Origin of the sequence: Microbulbifer flavimaris (genome assembly GCF_001641755.2) — a bacterium.
Classification (GTDB): domain Bacteria; phylum Pseudomonadota; class Gammaproteobacteria; order Pseudomonadales; family Cellvibrionaceae; genus Microbulbifer; species Microbulbifer flavimaris.
Map to the genome: position 1 here is coordinate 512,992 of NZ_LRFG02000001.1, position 26,115 is coordinate 539,106.

Genomic DNA, 26,115 nt, shown 5'->3' on the forward strand with positions numbered 1-26,115 from the left:
AATCCAGTGTTGATCGAGTTCCCACCGAGCAGGCTGGGGTAGCGGTATACCCCGTCGTCTTCTCACCATTGTTGATGCCGGCACTTTGTGCCGGCTTTTTTTATGGCTTACAGTTTTATTCTTGGTTGTTAGGCGCTTGTGAATAATGTATTCTCGGAGACATAACCCTACCGGACCTATGGTTTCGGGGAGTTGCAGGGGCTGGCCGTGCGGCGGTCGCACCTTCCGGGAGGGCAATGGAGTAATTGCATGAGAATAACAACGATGTTGCGGGGGCTGCTGTTTGTCCTGTCGCTGCCCGTGCTTGCAAATGGGGTTGACCTGTCGGCGCCCGTTGGTGAGTCCACATTCATATCGGATGTGCCTGCTGTCCGGGAAGAAATGCTCTCTGCGGGCTTCTGGATCTCCCGACTGGAACAGGACTCCGTCCGGCTCAGCGCGGAAGAGATTCAGCAATTCAACGCGGCAAACCTGGCCCGAGACAAGCACCTGCACCGGCTGAGCCAGTTTCCTCAGACTCTCTCCAGATCGCGCGTTCTCGAGCTGATCGATGGCGTCAGTCGTCCGTCGTCATCACCGCGCTATCACGTCGATGGCCGCCTGGTTTCGGAGGCCGACTACGCTGAATGGCAGGCTGCCGTGCAGCGCCAGAAGTTGCCCGCCCAGGTTGACGTGCAGTGGGCCCTGGTGGTTCAGCGGGCCAGCATGCGCAGTTACCCGACCCATACCCGAATCTACAAGCACCCTGACGATACTGACCTCGACCGCCTGCAGGAAACCGGGGTTTTCCCCGGGCAGCGCCTGGCTCTGCTGCACGAGAGTGCTGACGGTAACTGGTGGTTTGCGGTCAATTACCACTACGCAGCCTGGTTGCCAAAATCTGCTGTTGCCCTGGGGGATCGGGAGGCGATCGAACGCTGGCATGGCAGTGGCCCGCGCCTGACAGTGACCGGTGCCCAGGTGCGCACCAACTACAACCCGGTGGATCCGCGCACATCTGAAGTGACTCTGGATATGGGGGTTTCACTTCCGCTGATGACGGCGCGGGAAGTGGGGCATAACGTCAACGGCCAGAACCCCTACGCCAGCTACGTGGTCAAGCTGCCGGTGCGCGATGCCGGTGGGGCGCTTGAGTTTGTCCCGACCCTGATCGCCCGCAGCCGGGACGTTACCGTCGGTCTGCTTGAATACCGCCCGGCCCTGGTGCTGGAGCAGGCCTTCAAGTTCCTTGGTGAGCGCTACGGCTGGGGCCACGATTACAACGGCCGCGACTGCACAGGCTTTGTCGGTGAGGTTTACAAATCTTTCGGCATCCTGATGCCGCGCAATTCCGGCCAGCAGGGGCGCAGCGCCTTTGCGCCGACGCGGAAACTCGATGATGCCAGTCGCGAGCAAAAGCTGCAGGCTCTGGAAGAGTTGAATGTGGGTGATCTCGTTTATATTCCCGGCCACGTGATGATGTTTATCGGCCACGTGGATGGTGAGCCTTACGTGATTCACGATGTGACCGGCCTGAGCTACGAGGATGGCGAGGGCGATTTCTATAAAGGGACACTGTCTGGGGTTTCCGTGACGCCACTGACGCCGCTCTGGCTCGGACGGAGCAAAGACTTCGTCGACAGTATCTACGCAATAAAAACCATTATCTGATCGGTACCGCCATGAAAATTGTTGATGTGAAGCTGGGCATGCTGAGAGTGCCGTTGATCACTCCATTCAAGACGGCGCTGCGCACTGTGGAGTGCGTGGAGGACGTAGTGGTGATGTTGGAGACGGATACCGGCCATATCGGTTACGGTAACGCGCCGGCCACGGCGGTTATTACCGGGGATACCCACGGCTCCGTGATCGAGGCGGTGCGCACCGTGTTCACCCCGTTGCTGTTGAACCGGCAAGTGGCAGACCTCAACCGCCTGACGCGGGAGATCAGTGGGGCGATGATCAATAACACCAGCGCCAAGGCGGCGGTGGAGATTGCCCTCTACGATCTTTTTGCCCAGAGCTATAAAACCCCTCTGTATCGCATCCTTGGTGGTGGCGAAAATTGCCTGACCACGGATATCACGATCAGTGTCGACTATATCGACAAGATGGTGGCCGACGCAGAGAGTGCTGTGGAGCGGGGTTTTGAAATCCTGAAGCTTAAGGTTGGTAAGGATATCCGTCTCGATATCGAGCGTATCAAGGCGGTTTACTCGGCGGTGAAGGGGCGGGCCCTGCTGCGACTGGATGCAAACCAGGGCTGGAGCCCCAAGCAGGCAGTCATGGCAATTCGCAGCCTGGAGGAGGCCGGTGTCATCCTCGAGCTGGTAGAGCAGCCGGTCAAGGCCAATAATCTGGAAGGGATGCGCTATATTTCCGAGCGCGTGAAGACGCCGATCATGGCCGATGAAAGTATCTTTGGCCCGCTGGAGGTGATGGATGTGATCCAGCGACACGCGGCCGAGATCATCAATATCAAACTGATGAAGACCGGTGGTATCTCCAGCGCACTCAAGATCGCTGATCTTGCGGGTCTCTATGATCTGGAGTGCATGGTGGGATGCATGCTGGAGACCAGTATCGGAGTTTCCGCCGCCGCACACATGGCTGCAGCCAAGTCCCCGGTAGTCTCCAAGCTGGATCTCGATGTGCCATCTCTGTGCCAGCATGATCCAGTGATCGGTGGCGCAACCTATACAGATGCGGATATCATTCTGAACGAAACCCCGGGACTGGGTATTGAAAAAATTGAAGGCCTGGAGCTGCTGGTTTAATAACTGCCAGTACAGCTTCAGGCGGAGCCCCAGAACATGACATGTTTGTTAAAGATGCGCGCAATGCGCGACCAGATGTCGGTCAACGAGCGCAAGCTCGCTGATTTCATTCTGGAAAACACCAAGCTCTTGCGTGACTACTCCTCGCAACAGCTGGCAGATGTTGTGGGTGTGAGCCAGTCGAGCGTGGTGAAATTCTCACAGAAACTCGGTTACAAGGGTTATCCGAGCCTCAAGCTGGCGGTTTACGAGACCTATGCCGAGGCTGCTCGCGCCCAGTCCGGGCAGAGCGAGGGTGAAGGGCATTTTTTCCGGCCGGATAACCCGCTGAGCCAGCTCGGGCAGAAAAAGTTGGAAGTTCTGGAGAATACTGCCGGAATCAACGAGGCAGAGCACATCGCCGCGGCGATTGCTGCCATCCGCGGGGCGCGCTGTATCCAGGTGTCCGCCTGCCCCGGCTCCATCGCCGTGGCCAAATACCTGACGTATCAGCTGCTGGAGCTTGGCTGCTGGGCTGTGTTTGTTGAGAGCGGGCAAGTGCAGCACCGCATGGCGAACTCGCTCCGGGAAGAAGACCTGCTCTGTATCATCTGCGACTTTGGTGGCGAAGAGACGCTGCTGGACGTGGCCAACAGTGCCCGGGAGCAGGGCGTGAAGGTGTTGAGCCTGACGCGCTACAACTACAATGCGGCCAGCATCCACTCGGATATTCGTCTTTTCGTCGTACCTGCCGACGAGGATGAGGGGATGCAGAAGCTGCTCTTCCGTTCTGGCCAGTTGCACCTGGTTGAAGGTCTGGTTAGCGGCCTGCTCGCGCAGGACTCATGATACGCTCGAGTTTTTCCATGGGTTAAGCCCACAAAAAAGGCCGAACACCAGCTGGCGTTCGGCCTTTTTCATTTGTAAGCTCAGGGCGCTCAGCCCTGATCCACCACTTCCCACTCGAGGCTGTAGTCCCACTGATCGAAATACAGGTTGCCCCCGCGCCACTCAACTTCGCCCCGTTGGGAGTCAACGGTTTCAGAGCGAAAATATTCCTTGGCGGGATGGAAGGGTTGGCTGAAATCGCTGTTGAAGATCAGGCGGTAGGCATCGATCCCGCCCAGGTAAAACCAGGTCTCGCTCTCGCTGGAGCCCGCCAGCTTTCCGTGGGTGACGTCCATGGGCATCCAGCCGTAGGGTGCCAGGTAAAGCTGTCCCCAGTCGTGCATGGTGTCGAAGGTGGACGGGGAAAATTCCCAGCCGGATTCCCAGCGAGCGGGAATACCGTTCATCCGCAGCAGGGTAATCAGCAGCAATGTCTGCTGCCCGCAGTCAGCATGGCCCGCTTCCGCTGCGTACTGGCTGATATTGCGAATGGTGGAGTACTCCCGCGCGCCTGCCCAGGGAATGCTGTCCACGTAGGCAAACAGCTTCCGTGCGATGCGGTAGGGGTTGGTCTCATCGCCGACAATGCGCTCCGACAACGCGCGCAGTGAAGGTGTGAACTGAATGTGAGGGGCGCGCTCCTGTAGATACGGTGCGAGCTTTTTGGTCGCTTTGACCGGGCTAACACGCTCGGGGTCAATGGGGATGTGCCGGGCAATGCTGTCGAATTCATAGCGCACCGCAAATTCTACCGGTTTGCCGGCCTCGGCCTGTTTCTCAAAGTAAATGGTGCGCTGTGGCTGTGCTTCAGGTGCCAGAACATGCCGGGCAGGTGAAGAGGCGAGCAGGGCTATATTCTCCTGGCGTCCCTGCACCGGCTTGGGGAACGGCAGCCATGCACGCACGGTTTCGCCGGCGGGCACCGCGTCCGGGTCGACGCTGAGGGAGTAACTGATGCGAATGCGGCGCCGCACCGGTTCTTCCGCGCTGATGATCTCCTGATGGTGTGGATGCAGCTCATACAGCGGTGCCCTGTCGGTAAAGCGGCGATAGTCCGGGGTTCGCGCCGCAGCCGCATCGGAGGTGTGAACCAGGTTATAGGCCGTTTTGCCAAAAAAGCGGCGTTCACCGTCGATCACCTTGGATTCCAGCAGTCCGGCCTTGTCCCAGCGCTCCACATCGGCCTCAGTGGCGTCGGGGATGTAGCGTTGGATCGAGGCCAGCAGCTCCCCCCTGCGCAGGGTAAATTCCATCTCGATACGGCGCATTCTTTCGACTTCAAACAGCAATTGCTGGCGCTCCGGCTTCTGCAGTGACTTCTCGAGCAGCTTGTCGATGTGCTGGCGTGCATCGCTGTAATGGCCGTTGTCGATCATTTTTTGTGCGTCCTGCAGTGTGTCAGCGGCACTGGCCCCCAACGACGAAAAGGTGAGCACGGCAGAAAACAGCAGGGGCAGTCTGCGGGATAGGTAGGGTGGGGACACTGTGCGCTCCATTATTATTGGCCTTCCTGGCTGCGAGCCGGAATAAATTATATTTACACGGTTTTTGTGAGTTGATAAATTATTCTACCGCAAGGGGGGCGTCAAGGATGGCTTTGGCCGGGCGTGAATCCCGCTGGCGGGCTCTCCGGCCCTGAACCTGGGTCGCGGCTCGCCCGCATGTTGCTTCAATGCTCTGGCCCTGTGGGGCTTTTCTGTAGGGGTACCATAATGACAACAAAAGCCTTCGGCCTGCTGACGGCTACAAGCTGTAGAAAGGCCATCACCGCCACCTTTGCCGCCGCACTTTTTTTAGGTGGGTGCTCTGACTCTCCCCTCTCTTCTGGTGATGTTGAAAAACTGGTCGAGCGAGTGCTCGAAGAAGAGCAGGTGCCTGGCGCTGCCGTTGGGGTCTGGCACCAAGGCGAGCCGGTACTGCTTCGCGGTTTCGGAGTCACCAATGTGGAAGATCCGCGGCCGGTGGACAGTGAAACCCTGTTCAAGCTCGCATCGACCACCAAGGCATTTACCACAGCAGGCCTGGCGCTTCTGGTAGAGGAGGGCAAGCTGGAATGGGATAGCCGGGTCGTCGACTATTTGCCCCAGTTCAAGCTCGCTGACCCCTGGATTACCTCTGAATTTCAGGTCGTGGATCTTTTGACACACCGCTCGGGTCTGGGCCCCGGTGCGGGTGATCTGATGCTCTGGCCGCAACCCAATTCTTTTGATCGTGCCGACGTCTTGTCCGGACTCGAATACCTGCCGATCAGTCGCAGTTTTCGTGCCGATTATGCCTATGACAACTTGCTCTACATCATTGCCGGAGAGCTGATCGCTGCAGTTTCCGGTCAGACCTATGAAGATTTTGTTCAAGAGCGCTTGCTGAAAAGCCTTGGGCTGGAACACTGTTACGCGGGGCCTGTGCCCGGCTCGGCGCGGGACAACCTGGCGGACCCCCATCGCCTGGAAGAGGCCGGGTTGGTGGTGGATACCCCCAACCTGGCCGGAGATGAACCCATTGTTCTCGCAGCCGCCGGGGGCATGCACTGTAGTGCCGGTGACATGATTACCTGGCTGCGCACTTTGCTGGACGGAGGTCTTTCCCCCGCTGGCGTTCGCCTGTTCAGTGAGCAAACCCGCGATCGCCTGTGGCGGCCAGTGACGCTGATGCCGCTCTCCAAATCGCGCTCTGAGCGGGATGCCGGGCACTTTTATGCTTACGCACTGGGCTGGCGGGTGCAGGATATGCACGGCAAGCGGGTGATCCACCACACCGGCTCACTCTCGGGTATGTATGCCTGGACGGCGCTGGTTCCAGAGGAAGAGCTGGCCATCGTCGTGCTGATGAACCGCAGCGCGGGTGTTGCCCGCCAGTCGCTGATTTATGGCCTCCTCAAGCCGTATCTGGGGGCGGAGGATCGGGACTGGCTGCAATATTTCCAGGAATTGTACGGGGGGGCGTCAGAGCCCTATGAGCCTGAACTTTTACCCGCGCCGGAAAGTTTGGTGGACATTTCCGATACCGATGTGATCGGCAGTTATCGCGATCCCTGGTTTGGTGCTGTCGAGATCCTTCAGGGTGATGACGGATTGCGCTGGCGGTCACTGAAGTCACCCCGCCTGACCGGTAGTATGCATACCGCAGCGCCGGGAGTCTGGAGTGTGAAGTGGGATGACCGCAGTCTCGATGCGGATGCGTGGATGCGCGCAGAGCGCGATCAGGCCGGCACTCTGGTACTGACCATGCAGCCGCAATCCCGTGGCGTGGATTTTAGTTACGATTTTCAGGACCTGCGCTTTGAACGCGTGAGTGAAGACGGTTGAGGACAGGTGTAAGGAGCGCCCAATGGAAAGAAGAACACTAATCAAATCCCTGGTGGCAGCACCGTTGATCGGGGGGCTCGCCGCTGCCGGCAGCGCCGGCGTCAGCGCGGCACCGTCCACGGGCGAATTATTGCGGCCGGCGCGGTTGCGCCGCGGCATGACCATCGGTCTGGTCACGCCGGCCAGTAATGCCTGGGAGGACGAGGATATCCGCTTTGCCATCGACGTGGTAAAGTCCCTCGGCTTCGAGGTGAAGGAGGGTGCAAACCTCTACCAGCGCACACAATACCTGGCGGGGCCTGACGCGGCCCGGGCCGAGGATTTCAACCGGATGTTCGCCGATCCTGAGGTGGACGCGGTTTTCTGTCTGCGCGGTGGATACGGCACCCCGCGCATTCTGCCAATGCTCGATTACGAGACCATTCGTCAGAACCCCAAAGTCCTGCTCGGTTACAGTGACATCACAGCACTGCTGAATGCGATTCATGAGCGTTGCGGGTTGATCACCTTCCACGGCCCTATTGCCGCGCAGAATTTTACTGATTACACCCTGGAGGAATTCTCCAAGGTGCTGGTGCGGGGGGAGTACCCGGCGCGTTTGGGTGAGGCACCGCCCTTCGAGAGCAGTCCGGGCCGGGTGGAGCGACGCAACCGGGTGACCCGCTTCCGTGGGGGGCGCGCACGCGGGCGACTGATCGGCGGCAACCTGACGTTGATGTGCAGTCTTCTGGGTACACCCTTCGAGCCCGACTTCCGCGACAAGATCCTGTTCCTGGAAGATATCGGGGAGGCGCCGTACCGGATTGATCGCATGCTGACTCAGCTTTGGCTGGCCGGGAAGCTGGATGAAGTGAACGGCATTGTGTTCGGAAAGTTCACCGACGCGGAAACCAGCGGCAACACCTTCAGTGTGGAGCATGTATTGCGGGAGCGCAGCGCGGGCCTGGAAGTGCCGGTAGTGCGCGGCTTGATGATCGGCCATGTAGACGACCAGACGGTAGTGCCGGTGGGAGCCATGGCAGAGCTTGACGGTGACACTGGCGCCCTGATTCTGCAGGAGCCGGTAGTGAGCTGAGGTTCACCCCGCGCTCGCCACGTTGGCCGAGAGCCGGAGTGAAGTTATCGGTCCCGGCGATAAAAGCTGTTTAGGCAGGCCCCCTGGGGCCTGTCAGCATATATAAAACAATAATGAAATGATGCTGTATGACTGAATTATCCTGGATTACCCTGCTGCCACCTTTTCTCGCCATCGGTCTGGCACTTCTCACCCGACAGGTTTACCTGGCACTGTTTGCCGGTATCTGGCTCGGTTATTTTCTGCTCAACCAGTCCGGTTTTCTCCCGTCGCTGGCCGAGGCCATCGATGCGGTTATCGCTGTACTGGGCAACCCGGGCGACGCGCGGGTGGTGGTGTTCACGCTGATTATCGGTGCTTTCATCATTACCCTGGAACGTTCCGGTGCCGTCAGCGGTTTTGTGCGCTTTCTGGAGCGTAGCCGCTGGGTCACCAACGGCAAGCGCGCCCAGTGGATGGCCTGGCTGATCGGTATCGTGATTTTTATCGAGTCGAATATCACTGTATTGGTGGCCGGTACGGTTTCCCGCCCGCTGTTTGATCGCTTTCGCGTGGCCCGGGAAAAGCTCGCCTATATCATTGACTCCACATCAGCGCCGATCTGCATGCTGATTCCGCTCAATGCGTGGGGCGCGTTCAACCTCGGCCTGCTGGATGGCCTTGGTGTCCAGGACCCGCTCAAGGTGCTGCTCGCCAGCATTCCCCTGAATCTCTATGCCATTACCGCTGTCGCGCTGACCGCGTACACCATTTCCCGCAACTACAACCCGGGACCGATGGCCAGTGCGCAGGTGCGCACCCACAGCGGTGATGTGGACGGTATCGATATCGCCGCCTCAACCGGGGAACGCAAGCATGTCAAACCGCGGCTGATCAACATGCTGCTGCCGGTATTCACCCTGATCCTGGCGATGCCGCTGGGCCTCTGGATCACCGGTGACGGTGAGATCTTTGCCGGCTCCGGGTCCACCTCTGTTCTGTGGGCCTCCTTTGCGGCTTTGACCGTCATCTCTTTGCTGGTCATCTTTCAGCGCAGCATGACCCTGGAGGAATTGAGCCATACCTGGATGGAAGGGGCAGGGCGTATGTTGCCGCTGGCGGTCATCCTGGTGCTGGCGCTGGCCCTGGGGGCGATTTCCAAGACGCTGGGCACCGGTGATTACGTGGCCGGAATGGTGGGGGATGCCATTCCCATGGCCTTTTTGCCCCTGGTTATTTTCCTGGTTGCCGGCGTGATCGCTTTCTCAGTGGGGTCGAGTTGGGGTACCTTCTCCATTATGCTGCCCATCGCCATCCCTGTGGCGTCGGCATTGGGCGCCGAACCGGCGCTGTTTGTGGCGGCAGTGCTCTCCGGGGGGATTTTCGGGGACCACGCTTCGCCGATCTCAGATACAACCATTGTCTCGTCGCTGGCGGCGGGGACAGAACATATTGATCACGTGCGAACCCAGTTGCCGTACGCGCTGATAGCTGGTGCCATCAGTGCAGTCGGGTTTGTCGGCCTGGGTCTGCTCTTGCTGTAGTTTGTGAGTGCGTTGATGACGGAATGTAAGATTGTACTGGTCACTGCTGAACCCAAGTTTGGTGCCCGCTGGGTGTCGGAATTGGGCCTGGTGGCAGAGAGTGACCACGACTCCCCGGTACGGCTGTCTTTTTCCCATACCGGGTTGGGGGAGCTGGAGGATTTTCTCGGTCGCGGTGAGACACAGATTGTCGCCCTGGACGATGGCAGCCTCGGGGCCGAGACCCTGACAGAGGCCTACGCCACCCTGCGTCGCTGGCGTGCGGAGATCGACTGTGTTTTGTTGACTGCTGATGGCAGTTCGGCCAGCGAAAGGGAATACGAAAGCGTTATTTCCCGCAGCGAATCCAACTACGGTGTGGTGTACCGCACCCTGCGGCGCATCTTGCTCGAGCGCGTCGCTACACCGTTTGCCGACGCCCTGCGGGAGTATGTCTACGCGGCGCGGGACTCCTGGCACACGCCGGGTCATTCCAGCGGTGACAGCCTCAGCTCCAGCCCCTGGGTGGTGGATTTTTACCGTTTTATGGGCGAGCACATTTTCAACACGGATCTGTCTGTGAGCGTGAAAATGCTTGACTCCCTGATGGACCCCATCAGTGTGATTCGGCAGTCCCAGCAACTGACAGCCAAAACCTTTGGTGCCGCACACAGTTATTTCGTCACCAACGGCACGTCTACCTCCAACAAGATCGTCCTGCAACACCTGCTGCGCAGTGGTGACCGGGTGATCGTGGATCGGAACTGCCACAAATCCGTTCACCATGCGATGATCATGAGCGGTGCGCTGCCGGTGTACCTGGAGTCCTCGGTCAACCAGCATTACGGCATCTACGGGCCTGTTTCCAAGGCGAAAATTTTCGATGCCATTGATCGCAATCCGTCGGCGCGCCTGCTGGTCCTCACTTCGTGCACATACGACGGCCTGCGCTACGACTTGAAGCCGATTATCGACTACGCCCACGACCACGGTGTCTACGTGCTGATCGATGAGGCCTGGTATGCCCACGGACGATTCCACCCGGAGCTACGCCCCACCGCCGTGGAATGCGGTGCTGACTTTGTTACCCAGTCCACCCACAAGATGCTGTCTGCTTTCTCCCAGGCGAGCATGATCCACGTGGGTGACAGCGTAAAAGATTTTGATGCGGCGGGTTTCCGCGAAGACATCAATATGCATACCTCCACCAGCCCGCAATACGGGATGATCGCGAGCCTCGATGTGGCCCGCAAGCAGATGAGTATCGAGGGCTTTGAGGTGATGAGCCGGACCCTTGCGTTTGCCGAGGACATCCGCCAGTTCGTGCGTGAATCCACCCGCTTTGGCAGTCTCGCTGTTGAGGATCTCTGCAGCGAGGAGGTTGCCGGCGATGGCATCCTGCTGGATCCCACCAAGGTAACCATCGACGTGGGTTGCGCCGGGGTTTCAGCTCCCCACGCCCAGCAGGTGCTGTTCAGCAAGTACGGGATTCAGGTGGAGAAGAACACCCACAATACCCTGTCTTTCCTGGTCACCATCGGTACCACCGAGAGCAAGGTACTGCGCCTCAAGGAAGCGCTGCGGCGGCTGTCGGAGGATTGCCTGGAGTCGGCGACGGCTGACAGCGGCCAGTCCCTGCCGGCGCTGAGCGCCATCCGCGTTCTGCCGCGGGCCGCCTATTACGCCCGGGGCGAAAAACTGGCTCTGGCTGGTGAAGACGCGGCCGCGCTACAAGGCCGTATCGCCTGTGACGAGATCGTGCCCTATCCTCCGGGCATTCCGCTGCTGGTGCCGGGGCAGGAGATCACCGGGGAGATCCTCGATGCGATTCGTTCCTACGTGGAGGATCGGGATGATCTGGAGATGCACGGCCTGCGTTCAGTGAATGGCGTCCCTGCGATTCGTGTGATGTGCACTGATGAGGTAGAAGCCGGGATTCGCGAACTGGAAGCCCTGTAAAGATTTTCTGACACCAGAATAAAAAAGCCCGGCGTTCAGTCGGGCGAACGAGCCGGGAGACATCGCAATGGATGCAAGACGAAGCTGGCTGGTGGCGCTGCTGATGCTCACTGCCTGTACCGCTGAAAACTCAGAGCCACCGGTGCGGATGGAAGCGGTAGCGGACCCGGCGATCCGTGTCGATATGAAGTATTTCAGCGGGGAAAACCTGGTCGGCGAGCCTCTTGACGGGTATGAATCCAATCGCTGCCTGTTGGCGCCGGAAGCTGCCAGCGCCCTGGAACTGGTGGCGAAAGATCTCTCTTCTCTAGGCCTCGGGCTGGTGGTGTTCGACTGCTACCGTCCACAGCGGGCCGTCAATCATTTCGTGCGCTGGGCGGGCGAACCCGAGGACTTTTCCACCAAAGCGGCATTTTATCCGCGGGAGGAGAAGTCGCAGATGTTCGAGCGTGGTTATATCGCCGAGCGCTCCGGGCATAGCCGCGGCGCCACTGTGGACCTGGGGCTCTACCGGCTCGACGACGGTGAGCTTCTCGATATGGGTACCGGCTTCGATTTCATGGACGAGCGTTCGGCTACCGAATTTCCGCTGGAAGATCACCGTGCGGTGCAAAACCGCCTCCTCCTTCGCGATGCAATGTCAGCTCATGGTTTCGTCAACTACGCCCAGGAGTGGTGGCATTACACCTTCAAGCCGGAACCCTGGCCCGAGCAATATTTCGATTTTCCTGTTCGCTAGGCGTTAGGCGTCGCGATCCAACCCATCAATTACACTAAAAAGACAGCGCTATCATGAACACTTTTACTCTTCGCGCCCTTTTTTCCCCCATCGTGGCGTTGCTATGCCTGCTGCCGCTGTCCGGCTGCAGTGAAGACCAACCCGCGGAGATTCTGAACGGCGCAGAGCAGTCGCAGCGCTATCTGCCCCTGCTCGACCAGCAGAAGGTAGGTCTGGTGGTCAATCAGACCTCGCGGGTGAAGCAACAGCATCTGGTGGATTTTCTCGGTGATGCCGGAGTGGATATCGTCAGGATTTTTGCCCTGGAACACGGTATTCGCGGGGATGTGGAGAATGGGGGAAAGGTGGCGGATGGGGTAGACGCGCCCACCGGCCTGCCGATCGTATCTCTTTACGGCGGGCAGTACGCGCCCTCACAGGAAAGTGTCGCCGATCTGGACTGGCTGCTGTTTGATATCCAGGACGTGGGTGTGCGCTTTTACACCTATATCAGTTCGCTCCATTACCTGATGCAGGCCTGCGCCGATTACGATGTACCACTGATGGTGTTGGATCGCCCCAATCCTAATGGCGACTACATCGATGGCCCGGTGCTGGAACCGGAATTTCGCAGTTTCGTTGGCATGCATCCAATTCCCCTGGTGCACGGCATGACGGTGGGCGAGCTGGCCCAGATGATCAATGGTGAGGGCTGGCTGGAAGAGGGTGCCCAGTGTGAGCTGACCGTGGTGCCAGTGGCCAATTACCGCAAGAGCGACCCCTACTCGCTGCCGGTGAAGCCGTCGCCAAACCTGCCCAATGACCTGTCCATTCGACTGTATCCGTCCCTGGCCCTGTTCGAGGGAACGACCGTGAGTATCGGCCGGGGAACGGCTTTCCCTTTCCAGGTGGTGGGACATCCGGCCGATGAAAAGGGCAGTTTTCAATTTACTCCGCAGCCCATTCCCGGTGCCAGCGAAAACCCGAAGCATCGCGGAACGCTGGTCAAAGGTGACGACCTGCGGGCGCTGGAAGCCCAGCCGCGCTTTTCCCTGCAGTACCTGCTGGATTGGTCTGAGCGGACTGGTGAACCGACAGAGGAGTTTTTCTCCCGTGCGGCATTCTTCGACAAGCTGGCCGGCACTGATCGCCTGCGCGAGGCAATAATGGCCGGGCAGGGCGAAGAGGAGATCCGCCGCGGTTGGCAGGCAGAGCACCAGGCGTTTTTGGAGCAGCGCCAACCCTACCTGCTCTATCCGGAGGGTTGAGTATGTTGCAGGGCCACAACGAGCATATCCTGTCTTTGAGCCCGCAGGGACGGTTGATGTCCGTCGACCTGCTGCGCGGCCTCGCCATCGCCGCCATGGTGCTGGTCAATAACCCCGGTAGCTGGTCTTATGTCTATGCGCCCATGGCGCACGCCGAGTGGCATGGCTGGACGCCCACGGACGTGATCTTCCCGCTGTTTTTGTTTGTCGTGGGTGTTTCGATGGTCCTGGCGAACGGTCGCCGTGAGCAGTTTCCCGCAGTGGGCTGGCAGCAGTGGTCCCGCGCCCTGAAATTATTTGGTCTGGGGTTGTTCCTTGCGATCTTTTTCTACAACTTTAGCGATCCTGCCTACGACTGGTTTGAAGACCGGCTCGCGGGCATCCGCTGGCTGGGCGTACTGCAGCGTATCGCACTGGTCTATATCTTCTGCTGCTATCTGGTTTCCTGGTTGTCCACCCGCGGTTTGATCGTGGCGGCGGTGCTCTGCACGCTGGTCCCGTGGTTGATGATGCTCTGGGTTCCCTACAGTGGTGACAGCGGCGAAGTTTTCCGCGGACAGTTGCTTTTTGGTAACCACTTTTCCGCCTGGCTGGATCACTGGCTGTTGGGCAGGGAGCACCTCTACTATCGCAGTGCCGAGCCTTTCCCGTTCGACCCGGAGGGTGTACTGACCACGCTGCTGGCGGTCTCTACCTGTTTGCTGGGTGTATTGGCGGGGCTGGCCTGGAAGGCCTGCGATGGCTCGACAGCCAGCAGGGTAAAGCTGTGCCAGGGTTGGCTTGCCGCCGGTGTCCTGCTGTTGGTGGTGGGGCAGCTCCTGCACCCCTGGGTACCGATCAACAAGGCACTGTGGTCGCCAAGCTTCGTCATGGTCACCGGTGGGGTTTCCCTGATCCTGCTGGCTACACTGTTCTATCTGGTGGATATTCGCGAGTTTCGCGGTCCGCTTGCGCCGCTGCTGGTCTTCGGCGTCAATGCCATTGCCTTGTTTATGCTGGCCGGTGTCGTTGGCCGGCTGCTGATCATGATTCCCGTCGGCGACACGACGTTGAAGGGATGGCTGTTCAGCAGTGTGTTCCAGCCGTTATTCGGCAGCTATGGGGGCTCGCTGGCATTCTCGATCAGCTGCCTGGCATTGTTCTATCTGGTGATGTGGCAGATGTACCGCCGCAGGATAATCTGGAAGGTGTGATCCGGTGTCTGCAGAAGCACTCTTGAGGGAGCTCCGCTCCCAACTTCCGTCGGAGCGCCTGCTGACCGAGCGGGAGCAGATCGCCCCTTTCGAGTGTGACGCCTTGCCGGTTTACTGCGCCCGCCCGGTGGCGGTGGTGCTGGCCCAGAGCGAGGCGGATGTGGTTGCTGTTGCTGGCGCCTGCCACCGTCACCGAGTGCCCCTGGTTACCCGTGGTGCCGGCACTGGACTCTCTGCCGGTGCCAAGCCGATTGAGGCCGGGGTGCTTCTGGTGACCGCCGCCATGAACCGGATTCTCGAGCTGAACCAACACGCCATGACTGCGAGAGTGGAGCCGGGGGCTGTGAACCTGCAGGTTTCACGGGCTGCCGCGCCGCTGGGGCTCTATTACGCCCCGGATCCCTCGTCCCAGATTGCCTGCTCCATCGGAGGCAACGTGGCGGAGAACGCCGGCGGCGTGCACTGTCTCAAATACGGAGTGACCGTGCAGAATGTCGCTGCGTTGAGAGTCGTGACCAGCGAGGGGGAGGTGCTCAGTATCGGTAGCCAGTGCCTCGCCCAGCCCGGCTACGACTTGCTGGCTCTGTTGCACGGCTCCGAAGGTTGCCTCGGCATCATTACCGAGGTGACCGTCAAGCTCACCCCCCTGCCGGCAACCACGCGAACCCTAATGGCTGACTTTGCCTGCGTGCGCGCGGCCTCCGACGCTGTGTCGGCCATCGTTCGTGCGGGGGTAATTCCCGCCGCTCTTGAAATGATGGACGCGCTGGCGATTTCGGCAACAGAGGCGTTTTGCCACGCGGGCTATGCGCTGGATGCGGCGGCGATACTGATCATCGACCTGGATGGTGATCCCCGCGAGGTGGAGGCGGAGCTCAAGCTGGTGGAGGGGGTTCTCGGAAGCTCAGGCGCAACCCGCGTGCAGCTTGCCGAGGATGATGCCCAGCGGGCACTCTGGTGGAAGGGGCGCAAGAGTGCCTTTCCCGCCATCGGTCGCCTGTCCCCGGACTATTACTGCATCGATGGTACTGTGCCGCGACACCGTATCGGCGATGTGCTTGAGGCGATCCAGTCCTTTGCTGTTGATTACCAGTTGCGGGTCGCCAATGTCTTTCATGCCGGCGACGGCAACCTGCATCCCATTATCATGTTCGATGGCCGCGAACCGGATGCTCTGGAGAGAGTGGAGGGGCTTGCGGCAGAGATTCTCGAGTACTGCATTGCCGTGGGCGGCAGTATTACCGGGGAGCACGGCGTCGGACTGGAAAAGATCAACCAGATGGCGGTGCAGTTCAGCGATGCAGAGATTGCCCAGTTTATTGCCGTCAAGGAGGCGCTGGATCCGGTCGGCCTGCTGAACCCCGATAAACAGATTCCCGAGTTGGCTCGCTGTCAGGAATACCGCGCATTGAGGCACGCCCATGAGTGATATCCCCGCTGAGCATGATCGCAGCGCCCGGCTGCAGGCGCAGGTGCAGGCAGCGCTGGCGGATCAAAGGCCGCTGGAGATTGTCGGCAGCGACAGCCGGTCTCTTCTCGGGCTGGCCCCTGACTCCGATGCAATCAGCGTTGGCGATCACCGCGGTGTCATCGACTACCAGTCGGACGAACTGGTGATTCGTGCCCGGGCCGGCACGCGGCTGGTCGACCTGGAGCATTTGCTCGCCAGTCACGGCCAGCGCTTCGCTGCCGAGATTCCTGCACCCAGCGCAGAAAGCACGCTGGGTGGGGCAATCGCCTGTGGCTGGGATGCGCCATCACGCTCGCTGGGCGTCTCTATACGCGACACCGTGCTCGGATGCCGGTTGATTAATGGTCGCGGTGAAATCGTCAATTTCGGCGGCCAGGTGATGAAGAATGTGGCCGGTTACGATCTCTCCAGGCTCCAGGTTGGCGCACTGGGGACGCTTGGTGTCATTCTCGATGTGGCACTGCGGCTGGCACCTTTGCCAGAAAGGCAGGTAAGCCGATCGTTTGCCGTTCCCGCCGATGCACTGGAAGACTGGTGGCTGCGTTGCAGGGAGCTGCGACCGTTGCTCAGTGCCAGCTGCTACCAGCAAGGCTACCTGCACTTACACCTGAGCGGTCGCGCCGCTGCACTGGACGAGCTTCTGCCGACGCTGGGGGGCGAGGCGCTGGATTTCGACTGGGCAGCACTCAGGGATCTTCGCAGTGATTTTTTCTGCGCGGATCAACTGGCCTGCCTGTATCTGCCTGCGCAAACACCCGTTGAGATCACGCAGGGAGAGGCCCTGCTGGAATGGGAGGGCGCCCGGGTCTGGGTGCGGGATGGCAATCACGACGCGCTGCAGCGCGAGGCACAAGCGGCGGGAGGCTTTCTCCGGGTCCTGCGTGGCGACCCGGTTGCGCCGGCCGTCGCTGCACCACAGTGGCACCAGCGGCTTAAAGACGCCTTTGATCCCGAGGGCATTTTCAATTCCGCCATTTTCGGCAGCCACTTTGAAGGTGGGGGAGGGCGCTGATGCAGGTCAGGATTATTGACGACTTGTTGCATCCGGGAGAGGCGAAGCGGGCCGAGGAAGTACTGAACGCCTGCGTTCACTGCGGCTTCTGTACCGCCACCTGTCCGACGTATTTACAGGCGGGCAATGAGCTCGATAGTCCCCGGGGGCGGATATACCTGATCAAGGAAATGCTGGAAACCGGCGAGGCCTCGCCGGTGACCCGCACCCACCTGGACCGCTGCCTGACGTGCCTCAGTTGTGAAACGACCTGTCCGTCCGGAGTGGAGTATCACAAGCTGGTTTCAGTGGGGCGTGCAACCAGCGAAAAGCTGGCACCGCGTGGCCCGCTGCAAAAAGGCCTGCGCTTTATCCTGCGCAGCCTGATGGTGACACCGGGGTTATTCCGGGGGCTGATTGCCATGGGACGGCCGTTTGCCCCATTACTTCCCGACGCGCTGCGGCGAGTGTACTTTCCACCCCGGGCCAAGCTTAACCCGTCGGCGAAGACGATACCGCTCGCGGCAATATCCTCGGAAGCTGGTTCCGGCCGGGGCAAGGTATTACTGGTGCGGGGCTGCGTGCAGCCGGTGCTGCGACCGGAAACGGATGCGGCATTCGTGAGAATTCTGAATGCCCTGGGGGTGCCGGTGGAGGAGTCCACGGCGGCGCAATGTTGCGGGGCGGCCAGTTTCCATACCAGCGGCGAAGACCAGGCCAGGTCACTGGCCCGGAAACAGGTGGATTTCTGGTGGAAACGCCTCAGTGATGAACCGATTCGAGCAATCGTATCCACGGCCAGCGGTTGTGGTGTGCACCTCAAAGACTACGCCACAGTGCTGGCGGATGATCCGGATTATTGCCACAAGGCTGAGCAGATCGCATCCCTGATCAGGGACCCGGTTGAAATACTCGAGGAGGCGTTTGCGGAGCAATCGCTCCATATCCCCGGCAAAGCGCGCCAGAGTGACTTCGTATTTCACTGCCCCTGTACCCTTCAGCACGGTCAGGGGCTGACCGGGCGCGTGGAGAGGCTCCTGACGAAGCTGGGGTTTGCCCTGCCCGCGATAGAAGACGCCCACCTCTGTTGCGGTTCCGCCGGCACCTATTCGGTACTGCAGCCCGCCATGTCCCGGGATCTGCGTGCCGAGAAACTCCAGCGGCTGGAAGCTTCGAGCCCCGCAACCATTCTGACCGCCAATATCGGCTGCCAGCTGCATTTGCAGGGGGGCACAGAGACGCCCGTCCGCCACTGGCTGGAAGTGGTCGCGGACCTGGTAGAAGAGGGTAGTGAGAACAAAAGCGGCCGCTAAGAGCTCAGGAGGTATGCGCCCAGGCAGGCGCTGTTGCTTCAGGGGGATGGTACGTCAAGACTGCATACGGTGAAGAGCAGAAACTGAAACGGGGGCCTGGGCCCCCGCAAAATGGATTCCTTTCCGGATCAGGCAAGCGCCTCCTCAGCTTGCCTTTCTGGCTTTACCTCTTGTAACGCCAGCCTCAGGAAACCGTTGGAGTGATCGATGGCCTGCTCGGCTGCAGCGCGGTCAAGCCCGCTCAAGATCATCATGATGGCGAGCTTGGCATTGTGGTCGCATTGCCCAAGAACCCGATCGGCCTCATCGAGGTCAACCCCGGTGGCTTCCATCACGATTCGCCGGGTGCGCCCGATCAGTTTCGCGTTGGTGGCTTTCACGTCCACCATCAGGTTATAGAAGCTCTTGCCCAGTCGGATCATGCTGGCCGTGGTCAGCATGTTGAGTACCAGCTTCTGTGCAGTACCCGCTTTCATGCGGGTGGAGCCAGTAAGAATTTCCGGACCGACTTCCGGCAGAAGTGCGATATCCGCTTCGTTGGCAATGGCTGCTGCGCGATTGCAGGACAGGGCCACTGTGACACAGCCGAGCTCTCGCGCATATCTCAGGCCACCGATCACATAGGGGGTGCGGCCACTGGCTGCAATGCCAACCACCACGTCCTTGTTGCACAGTTTGATTTTCTCCAGATCGGCGCGACCGAGGTCGGGGTTGTCCTCGGCACCTTCCTGGGCCCGGTACACTGCTTCGTCGCCACCGGCGATCAGGGCCACGACCATGTCTTCATCAACTCCATAAGTCGGAGGGCACTCCACGGCGTCGAGGATTCCCAGCCGGCCACTGGTGCCGGCACCCATGTAAATGAGCCTGCCTCCGGACTTGAAAGCTTCGACAATTTTATCGACCGCTTCGGCGATCTGCGGCAGGACGCGGTGCACTGCCACGGGCACCTCGCGGTCTGCAGTGTTGATTTTTTCCAGAATCGCCTCGGTGGGCAGCAGGTCAATGTCCTGCGTATCCGGATTACGTGCCTCGCTGGTGAGGCGACTCAGCTCCTGAATCAGGTCTTGGTTCATCTTTGAATTCCAGAGTTTGGCGAGTGCGGGGTTTACGCCTGTTATAACGCCGGCGGCATCAAACCCAAATTCGCCCGTTTGCCACGTTTTTCCTGGAAAATTGGGCTCCAGGATCCTTCCTAATAAGACTAATTGACTAAGGTTAGAGCACACTCACCACATTGGACTCGCCCCTCGACAGAATGCAGGCGCCATCGAGCGCGGTACCCAGTGGCGGTATCAGGCGCTCCTGCAGGTCCGCAGACAGATAGGGCACCAGTTTGTCCGCGAGTCCGCCCAGCAGTGCCAGCGGCAGTGCTTCTGCGGCGGACGCAGCGCGAATCAGGCGCTCGACTTCCGCGGTGGTATTAGTGACGATTTCCCGCGCCAGGTCGCAGCCTGGCAGGTGGGAAAAAACCACTGGGGCCAGGGATCCGTACTCCAGCGAGCCCGCGCTCTGCAGCCAGCCCAGTATCGGTCCGCGATGCTGGCCAACCTCCGCCATAATCTGCTGGCAGAGCCGGGTGCGGGGGCTGCCGTAGATGTCCAGCTCCCAGAGCAGGGCGCGCACAGCGCTCTTGCCGATTGCCGCGCCGCTGCCCTCGTCACCGACGGCGAGTCCCCAACCACCAAACTGGCGGATTTCACCGGTGCTGGCGAGCCTCATGACCACCGATCCAGTGCCAATGGCGGCCATTACCAGCGGGCTACCGGCACCCGCGCCGATCAGGGAGGTTCGTGCGTCAGAGGTGACCGTTACCTCTGCAAACCCCAGGGACACCAGTCTCGCTGTCAGCTTAGCCGCGGCGGAGGGGTTGCCCGCGCCTGCGACACCGCAGACCAGGTGAACCTTTTCCGCTGGCAAGCCGCTGCGGCTCAGTAAATCGCGACAAAGCCCCATGGCATTGCCAATCGCGCCCTCGATGTCCTGGGTGAGGGAGCAGGGTCCGGCGCGCAGCTCCAGAGGTTCGACGCCCGGGCCGCCAATGCGCCCCAGGGTTTTCGTCCCTCCGCCATCAATGCCGAGAAAGTACTGGCTCATGCCCGGGCTTCCTCGGAGACCCCACCCGCGACCTGTTCTGCGGGTTTACCGAGGCAACAGATGGAGAAGGCGATGGCGGTACCCAGACACAGCTGCCAGGTAAACGCCAGGTTGAGGGGTTCTTCATTGCCCGTCAGCAGGGTAATCATCCATGGCTGCAGCAGCAGGGTGACGATAAAGCCTCCCGCGAGTGCCAGGGTGACACTCAGGCCGTTGCCCCGGTTGGTAAACAGCACGGTAAAGAAAACACCGAGCAGGCCGGAGTAGGCAAAGACCATCACCGACAGGGCAAAGGTAATCAGCGGCAAATCACTGATTTGCTGCCAGTAGAAGCACAGTATTGCCATGCCGCTCAACGCCACACCGATGAGGGCCATCGCGCTGCGCCCGGCGACCACGAAGTGATGGGCTGGCTTGCTGATATTCCGTTTCTCCAGCCAGTTGCGATACAGGTCCTCGGTGAGCACACTGGCCATGGAGTTCAAGCTCGAGTTCAGGGTCGACAGTGCTGCGGCGATAACGCCGATGGTCACCAGCCCGCGCAGGCCTGCTGGCATTTCGTTGAGCACGTAGTGCATGAACACGGTGATGTCGCCGCCGGCGGGTGTCGAGACGGCGGTTGCACCCATCAGCTCTGGTGCCTGGTAGAAGATATAGAGCAGCAGGCCAATCCCCATAAATACCGCCATCACCGGAGCCACCATCACAACGGACAGCAGCATGGCGCGGGCGCCATCGCGGGGGGTCTTGCAGGTGAGCAGTCTCTGGGTGACATCCTGGTCGAGGCCGAAGGCGGCAATATTCAGCAGTACAAATCCGGTAAATGTGGCCCAGATGTTGAAAGGGTCCTGCAGGTTCCAGCTGGTGTCTACCAGGGCAAGCTTCGAGCCGCTGCCATCGACGGGATTTTGCAGCGCCGAGACAATCGAAGCCAGGTCGGCGGGTATCTGCCACAGCAGGACTCCAACCACCGCAATGGCGGCGCTGACATAGACAACGCACTGCAGTACGTCGCTCTGGATGACGGAGCGCACGCCGCCGATCAGGGTCTGCAGAAGGCCCGCAGCGGTCAACACCAGCACTGCCAGCACCACGTGGTCTGCATCGATGTCCTGGAACAGGATCATCGAGACGGCGATCGCCGCCATATAAAGACGCGCGCCGCTGGCAAAGACCCGCCCGAGGAGATACATCGCCCCGGCCTTCTGCTTGGCACCCTCGCCAAACCGGGTCTGGAGCAGCTCGTAAACGGTGGTGACGCGCTGGGCATAAAAGCGGGGAATCAGGTGTCTGGCAACCAGGAAAGCTGCCAGAATGGCCCCCAGGTTGGTGAACAGGTAAGTCAGGTCGCCCCGGTAGCCGAGATCCGGGCCGCCGAGAAAAGTGGCTGCGGATTGGGTGGTGGCCAGGGTGGATATGGCCACCATCCACATGGGCATACTGTTGTGCGCCAGGAAGTAGTCGCGGCTATCTGCGGAGCGGCTCCGACTGAAATACCATCCGCTGGCCAGGAGAATGGCCCCGTAAATTGCAAAGATTGCCCAGTCGAGTCCCGTGAACTGCAATTCCATCAGTGCCCACCCATTGTTATTCTTCTGTGCGCCGTAAGCGACAGTACTCAATTATTCCTAATATTATTGCATATTGGTATCATTTATTCTTTCGCGGGGCAAAAGGTTTGCCATCGGCAGAACCGATTGCCGCATCCAGCCTTGCCCTCGCGAGCTAAATGGCGTGTTAGTAGAGAGCGAGAGGTCTGCGCTCTGAACGAGTGAAAGCTATGGGATCGATCGCAAAAATCCGCGCCATGCGCGACTCAATGTCCAATCACGAGCAGCGTATCGCGGATTTTCTCCTTGATAATGTGGAAGAGGTGCGCGAGCAATCCTCCAAGGCTCTGGCTGAACGGATTGGTGTTTCCCAGTCCAGCGTGGTCAAGTTCAGCCAGAAGCTCGGCTATAAAGGCTACTCAGACCTCAAGCTATCGCTCACTGAATCCCTCGCCCGCACCGCGCTGCTGCCAAAAGCAATCCACGGTGACATCGCAATCGGCGATGACGTCACCACGGTGGCGCAGAAGCTCATTGCTCGTAAGACGGTATCCCTGAACGAGACTCTGGCGGTGAACCCCGAAGCCCGGCTGCTTGAGGCAGTGGGCCTGCTGGCCGGCGCCGGGCGGATTCTGATGGCTGGTGTGGGTGCGTCTTCGCTGGTGGGCAAGGACCTGGCATTCAAGCTGATGAAGCTGGGCAAGCCGGTGCTGGTAGAGAGTGATACCCATGTGCAGATGGCCAATGCGGCCACCCTCGGAGAGGGGGACGTTGTATTTGCCATCTCCGAGTCGGGCCAGACGCAGGAAATCGTTCGAGTGGCAGAGGCGGGGCTGGCACAGGGTGCGGTGGTGATTTCCCTGACCAGTTTTTCCCGCAACCCCCTGGTTGAGGTTGCCGGCGTGAATCTGTTCTGTGTAGCCGATGAGGCCGGCACCCGCAGTTCCTCGATACTTGCCCGCACCGCACAGCTAATGGTGACCGATCTTTTATTCCTGCTGATGTCCCAGCGAGATGAAAAGGCCAAGGATCTCTTCGAGCGCAGTCGCGAAGCGGTGGCGGTTTTTCGAGAGCAAAGCCAGCAAAAAAAGCCCCGCGCCAACTGACTTAAATGCCAATTAAGCCCTAACTGACGTCATCTGCATGAATTTTTGGCTGAATGGATGACGGTACTTGCTTCAATCGAGAAGGAATAATATATTCTTAATCGCTCCCTGCTTTGCAATAAACGGTTTTAGCATCGAGTCGTTCTGGAAAGTCGGGAGTGGCGGGCTCATCCAGTCCATCGGTATTTGACGGGCTGAGTCGGCATTTTCACCTTGAACTTCCAATTCCGGATTTCCCTTCCGCAAGAATTGGCTTTCAGGGGGTGGGTTCTCCCACCCCCTTTTTTCTACCCCAAAAAAAGATTTACGCGCCAACTTCCTGTGCAAGAGGAAACTCGCGCAAGCCGTTGCTATGCTGCTTTTATCAGATTGATGAAGTGCGAGTGTAGTTATGCGGTGGTTACTCGCGTCGATGCTGGCTTTGCCATTGAGCGTTTTTGCCCTCCCGAATAGCGAGGAGGAGGGTGCCGAGCAGGCCGGCGGTGGTGCCAGCCCCTATCTTTCCTTCTGCCAGCAGCGCTTTTATGAGGAGGAGGACGGGCGACTGCTCTGCAACTGGGCGGTGAATTTCAATTTCGCCTGTTTCGTTTCCTATCCATCAAAAAAAATCATTCAGGCAGGGGCGAAAATATCTGAGCCGGAAGTGGTTGGCGAGTGTGATAACGGCGAGCCGATCATCAAGCTTTTCCATTACTGAGCTTTGCTCGCAGCCAGGGCGGGCCCTGCGCATGCAGGCTCTCCTCACTACCCCTCCGGTTCCGATCGTAACAGGTGTTCGGGCAGGCGCCCCTCCGCAGCGAGGTTTTGCAGTCGCTCTTCCAGCTGACTGTAGGTAAACGGCTTCTGGATACAGTCGACGATGCCGTCCTCGAGAATCCCCTCAATCTTGCTCTCCAGGCTGTAGCCGGTCGACAGGATAGCGTTGATACCCGGGTTGATGGCCTTCAGATGTGAGAACAATTCCTGGCCGTCCATGCCGGGCATGATCATATCCAGCAGCACCAGGTCAATAGAAGCATGACCGCTGCGGTAAAATTCAATCGCGCTTTCTGCTGACTCGAATGTCACGACACGGTGGCCATACATCTCAAACAGGGTCTTTGAGTAATTGCGTACCATTGCTTCATCATCCACCACCATGATACCGATGCCATTTCGATGCCGGCGCTGCTGAGACTGCTTGCGCTCCTGCCTGGCAGATGTCCGGCTGATTGGCAGAAACAGTTCAAAACTGCTGCCCCGGCCCTCCTGGCTGCGGCAGCGGATTGCTCCCTGGTGCATGTGGGTTGTGCCATAGACTGCCGCAAGGCCGAGGCCGGCCCCGCGGCCACTGTCCTTGGTGGTGAAAAACGGCTCAAAAATCCGGCTGCGGACGGCTTCCGTCATGCCGGTACCGTTGTCGCTGATGGTGATCAGAAGATACTGGCCTGCCTGCAGGTCAAATTCTGAAATGGAGGTAGTGCTATCCACTGATAAATTGCGGGTCGAAAAGTGCAGGTCACCGCCGCCGGGCATCGCATCCTTGGCGTTGATCCCCAGGTTGAGAAGGGCGCTCTTCAATTGTGTGGGGTCCCCCAGCACATGGGGGCGAGCGGCCTGCAGGTTCTGTTCGATAGTGATGCGTCGGTCAATGGTTCGCGCGAGCATGGCGCAGACATCGCGGATGATTTCATGGGTGTTGCACTCTTTCAGCTGGTACTTTCCCTTGCGCGCGAAGGTGAGCAGCTGCTGGGTGAGTTCTGCGGCGTGCTGTGCGGTGGTGAGGATGTGTGTGGCGTAATCGTCGATCCGCGGGTGGTCGCTTAATTCGCGGATGACCTCGGCATAACCACTGATCCCGTGGATCATATTGTTGAAGTCATGGGCGATCCCCCCAGCGAGCTCACCGATTGCCTGCATTTTCTGGGCCTGGCGAAGCTCTTCCTCGAGTCTTCTCTGCTTGGTGATGTCGGAGCCGATACTGAGGACCCCCACAGGGGTGCCATCCTCTCCCCTGAGCACCTTGTTGGTCCAGGCAATCCAGACGCGCCTTCCGGAGCGGGTAATGTTTTCGTTGACGTTGTAGCGGTGTGCTTCGGGATCCCTGCAGATCTCATCCATCAGAGGCCGTAGATCGCGACCGGTGCTTTCACTCTGTGGGACGATGGTGCCTACTACATGCCTGCCAATAATCTCTTCTTCGGTGAAACCAAAGAAATGCTGGGCGTACTCGTTGAAGAAGGTGATAACGCCGTGGCGATCCCAGCGGAGGATAATGGAATTGGCATGCTCTACCAGCTCCCGGTAACGCTCCTCACTTTTACGCAGTGCTTCGTAAATGACCCGGGTTTCTCCATCCACCGCCAGCGGTGAATCCTGATCCTCATCACTGTCATTCATGGGTCTTCCCTGTTAGCGTACCGGTGCCTGATTCTTCGACCACTTCCCATCCCTGTCGCGCGGGAAATTGCAGCATGCGGGCAGGGCAAAGTCCAGTTGCGGTGCAATCCGGTAAGCTTGGGGGTAGATTGCGAACGTTATAATTCATCCACCTTCATTGGTGGGCATTGAGGAGGGGGATAATGCAGGAGACAGGGGAGTCCGGAGAGGCCCGGCGGGAGGCAGAGCGGCTGATGCGCGTGCTGGGAGACCAGTTGCGTCGACTGCGTTTGGCTGGCAATCGCTCTCAGGAGGAAGTTGCCGCTGCGAGTGGGATCGGGATGAGTACGCTGAAACGACTGGAGAGCGGGCGGGGCTGCCATCTTTCTGCCCTGGCTGAGGTGCTCTTGCAACTGGATGTTGCAGAGCCGCTCGAGGAATTTATCGAGGAATTCGTGCAAAGCGCACAAGCCGACGATGCGGCGCGGCGCCGGGCAACCGGATCCAGAAAGCAACCCCCTGCGTAGAAAGGCAGAGATTACCGCGGGTGAATAAAAAATAACCGCAGGTGCGCTTACATTTTTCT

General features: G+C 59.5%; 21 protein-coding genes. 16 read left to right on the plus strand and 5 right to left on the minus strand.

Annotation, left to right across the window (positions count from 1 at the left end; genetic code table 11):
- Positions 1-249: 249 nt before the first annotated feature.
- From AWR36_RS02370 to AWR36_RS02380, 3 genes are read left to right on the plus strand one after another with little or no spacing between them, the layout of a single operon-like run.
- Positions 250-1,650, plus strand: a complete 1,401-nt coding sequence (locus AWR36_RS02370) for an NlpC/P60 family protein (RefSeq protein ID WP_067104432.1) — start codon at positions 250-252, stop codon at positions 1,648-1,650.
- 11 nt (positions 1,651-1,661) lie between these two features.
- Entirely contained in the window at positions 1,662-2,756 is a 1,095-nt protein-coding gene (locus AWR36_RS02375; protein ID WP_067080345.1) for a dipeptide epimerase, read from the plus strand.
- Positions 2,757-2,792: 36 nt separating this feature from the next.
- Entirely contained in the window at positions 2,793-3,584 is a 792-nt protein-coding gene (locus AWR36_RS02380) for a MurR/RpiR family transcriptional regulator (RefSeq protein WP_067080348.1), read from the plus strand.
- An 89-nt stretch (positions 3,585-3,673) separates the two neighbouring features.
- On the opposite strand, the gene AWR36_RS02385 is transcribed toward AWR36_RS02380, so the two are convergent.
- Positions 3,674-5,107 (minus strand): transglutaminase-like domain-containing protein, encoded by a 1,434-nt coding sequence (locus AWR36_RS02385; protein ID WP_231745215.1) that lies wholly within the window; start codon positions 5,105-5,107, stop codon positions 3,674-3,676.
- 228 nt (positions 5,108-5,335) lie between these two features.
- Here AWR36_RS02385 and AWR36_RS02390 point away from each other — a divergent pair, with 228 nt between their 5' ends.
- The 10 genes from AWR36_RS02390 to glcF all read left to right on the plus strand — a co-directional run bounded on the left by AWR36_RS02390 (position 5,336) and on the right by glcF (position 18,418).
- Entirely contained in the window at positions 5,336-6,928 is a 1,593-nt protein-coding gene (locus AWR36_RS02390; RefSeq protein ID WP_067104439.1) for a serine hydrolase, read from the plus strand.
- Positions 6,929-6,950: 22 nt separating this feature from the next.
- Positions 6,951-8,003 carry a S66 peptidase family protein gene (locus tag AWR36_RS02395; protein ID WP_067080357.1) on the plus strand — a complete coding sequence of 351 codons (1,053 nt, stop codon included), beginning with the start codon at positions 6,951-6,953 and terminating at the stop codon, positions 8,001-8,003.
- A gap of 128 nt (positions 8,004-8,131) precedes the next feature.
- On the plus strand, positions 8,132-9,526 hold the full coding sequence (locus AWR36_RS02400) for a Na+/H+ antiporter NhaC family protein (protein WP_067080360.1): 1,395 nt from the start codon (positions 8,132-8,134) through the stop codon (positions 9,524-9,526).
- Positions 9,527-9,541: 15 nt separating this feature from the next.
- Positions 9,542-11,464: an aminotransferase class I/II-fold pyridoxal phosphate-dependent enzyme gene (locus AWR36_RS02405; protein WP_067080363.1), complete on the plus strand. Its 1,923-nt coding sequence runs from the start codon at positions 9,542-9,544 to the stop codon at positions 11,462-11,464.
- A gap of 148 nt (positions 11,465-11,612) precedes the next feature.
- The gene (locus AWR36_RS02410; protein ID WP_067104500.1) at positions 11,613-12,203 is read left to right on the plus strand and encodes a M15 family metallopeptidase; all 591 of its coding nucleotides are present in this window, start codon (positions 11,613-11,615) and stop codon (positions 12,201-12,203) included.
- Positions 12,204-12,256: 53 nt separating this feature from the next.
- Positions 12,257-13,450: an exo-beta-N-acetylmuramidase NamZ family protein gene (locus tag AWR36_RS02415; RefSeq protein WP_067080370.1), complete on the plus strand. Its 1,194-nt coding sequence runs from the start codon at positions 12,257-12,259 to the stop codon at positions 13,448-13,450.
- 2 nt (positions 13,451-13,452) lie between these two features.
- Positions 13,453-14,643, plus strand: coding sequence for an acyltransferase family protein (locus AWR36_RS02420; protein ID WP_067080373.1), 1,191 nt, complete (start codon positions 13,453-13,455; stop codon positions 14,641-14,643).
- A gap of 4 nt (positions 14,644-14,647) precedes the next feature.
- Positions 14,648-16,072, plus strand: coding sequence for an FAD-linked oxidase C-terminal domain-containing protein (locus AWR36_RS02425; RefSeq protein ID WP_067080376.1), 1,425 nt, complete (start codon positions 14,648-14,650; stop codon positions 16,070-16,072).
- A complete protein-coding gene (gene glcE, locus AWR36_RS02430; RefSeq protein WP_067080379.1) occupies positions 16,065-17,126 on the plus strand; it encodes a glycolate oxidase subunit GlcE in 1,062 nt (353 codons plus the stop codon). Before AWR36_RS02425 ends, glcE begins: the two co-directional genes overlap by 8 nt.
- Complete coding sequence (gene glcF / locus AWR36_RS02435; protein WP_067080382.1) at positions 17,126-18,418, plus strand: glycolate oxidase subunit GlcF; 1,293 nt, start codon at positions 17,126-17,128, stop codon at positions 18,416-18,418. Before glcE ends, glcF begins: the two co-directional genes overlap by 1 nt.
- Positions 18,419-18,546: 128 nt before the next feature.
- Here the strand turns inward: glcF and murQ are convergent, their stop codons facing one another.
- From murQ to AWR36_RS02450, 3 genes are all read right to left on the minus strand, one after another.
- Positions 18,547-19,494 (minus strand): N-acetylmuramic acid 6-phosphate etherase, encoded by a 948-nt coding sequence (gene murQ, locus AWR36_RS02440; protein ID WP_067080389.1) that lies wholly within the window; start codon positions 19,492-19,494, stop codon positions 18,547-18,549.
- 142 nt (positions 19,495-19,636) lie between these two features.
- Complete coding sequence (locus tag AWR36_RS02445; RefSeq protein WP_067080393.1) at positions 19,637-20,515, minus strand: BadF/BadG/BcrA/BcrD ATPase family protein; 879 nt, start codon at positions 20,513-20,515, stop codon at positions 19,637-19,639.
- Positions 20,512-22,086 carry a sodium:solute symporter gene (locus AWR36_RS02450; protein ID WP_067081806.1) on the minus strand — a complete coding sequence of 525 codons (1,575 nt, stop codon included), beginning with the start codon at positions 22,084-22,086 and terminating at the stop codon, positions 20,512-20,514. Before AWR36_RS02450 ends, AWR36_RS02445 begins: the two co-directional genes overlap by 4 nt.
- 209 nt (positions 22,087-22,295) lie before the next feature.
- Here AWR36_RS02450 and AWR36_RS02455 point away from each other — a divergent pair, with 209 nt between their 5' ends.
- A complete protein-coding gene (locus tag AWR36_RS02455; protein ID WP_067080396.1) occupies positions 22,296-23,171 on the plus strand; it encodes a MurR/RpiR family transcriptional regulator in 876 nt (291 codons plus the stop codon).
- 391 nt (positions 23,172-23,562) lie between these two features.
- Entirely contained in the window at positions 23,563-23,868 is a 306-nt protein-coding gene (locus AWR36_RS02460) for a hypothetical protein (RefSeq protein WP_141398458.1), read from the plus strand.
- 47 nt (positions 23,869-23,915) lie between these two features.
- Here the strand turns inward: AWR36_RS02460 and AWR36_RS02465 are convergent, their stop codons facing one another.
- A complete protein-coding gene (locus tag AWR36_RS02465; RefSeq protein ID WP_067104440.1) occupies positions 23,916-25,550 on the minus strand; it encodes a hybrid sensor histidine kinase/response regulator in 1,635 nt (544 codons plus the stop codon).
- A gap of 182 nt (positions 25,551-25,732) precedes the next feature.
- Here AWR36_RS02465 and AWR36_RS02470 point away from each other — a divergent pair, with 182 nt between their 5' ends.
- On the plus strand, positions 25,733-26,056 hold the full coding sequence (locus AWR36_RS02470) for a helix-turn-helix domain-containing protein (RefSeq protein WP_067080402.1): 324 nt from the start codon (positions 25,733-25,735) through the stop codon (positions 26,054-26,056).
- Positions 26,057-26,115: the final 59 nt, after the last annotated feature.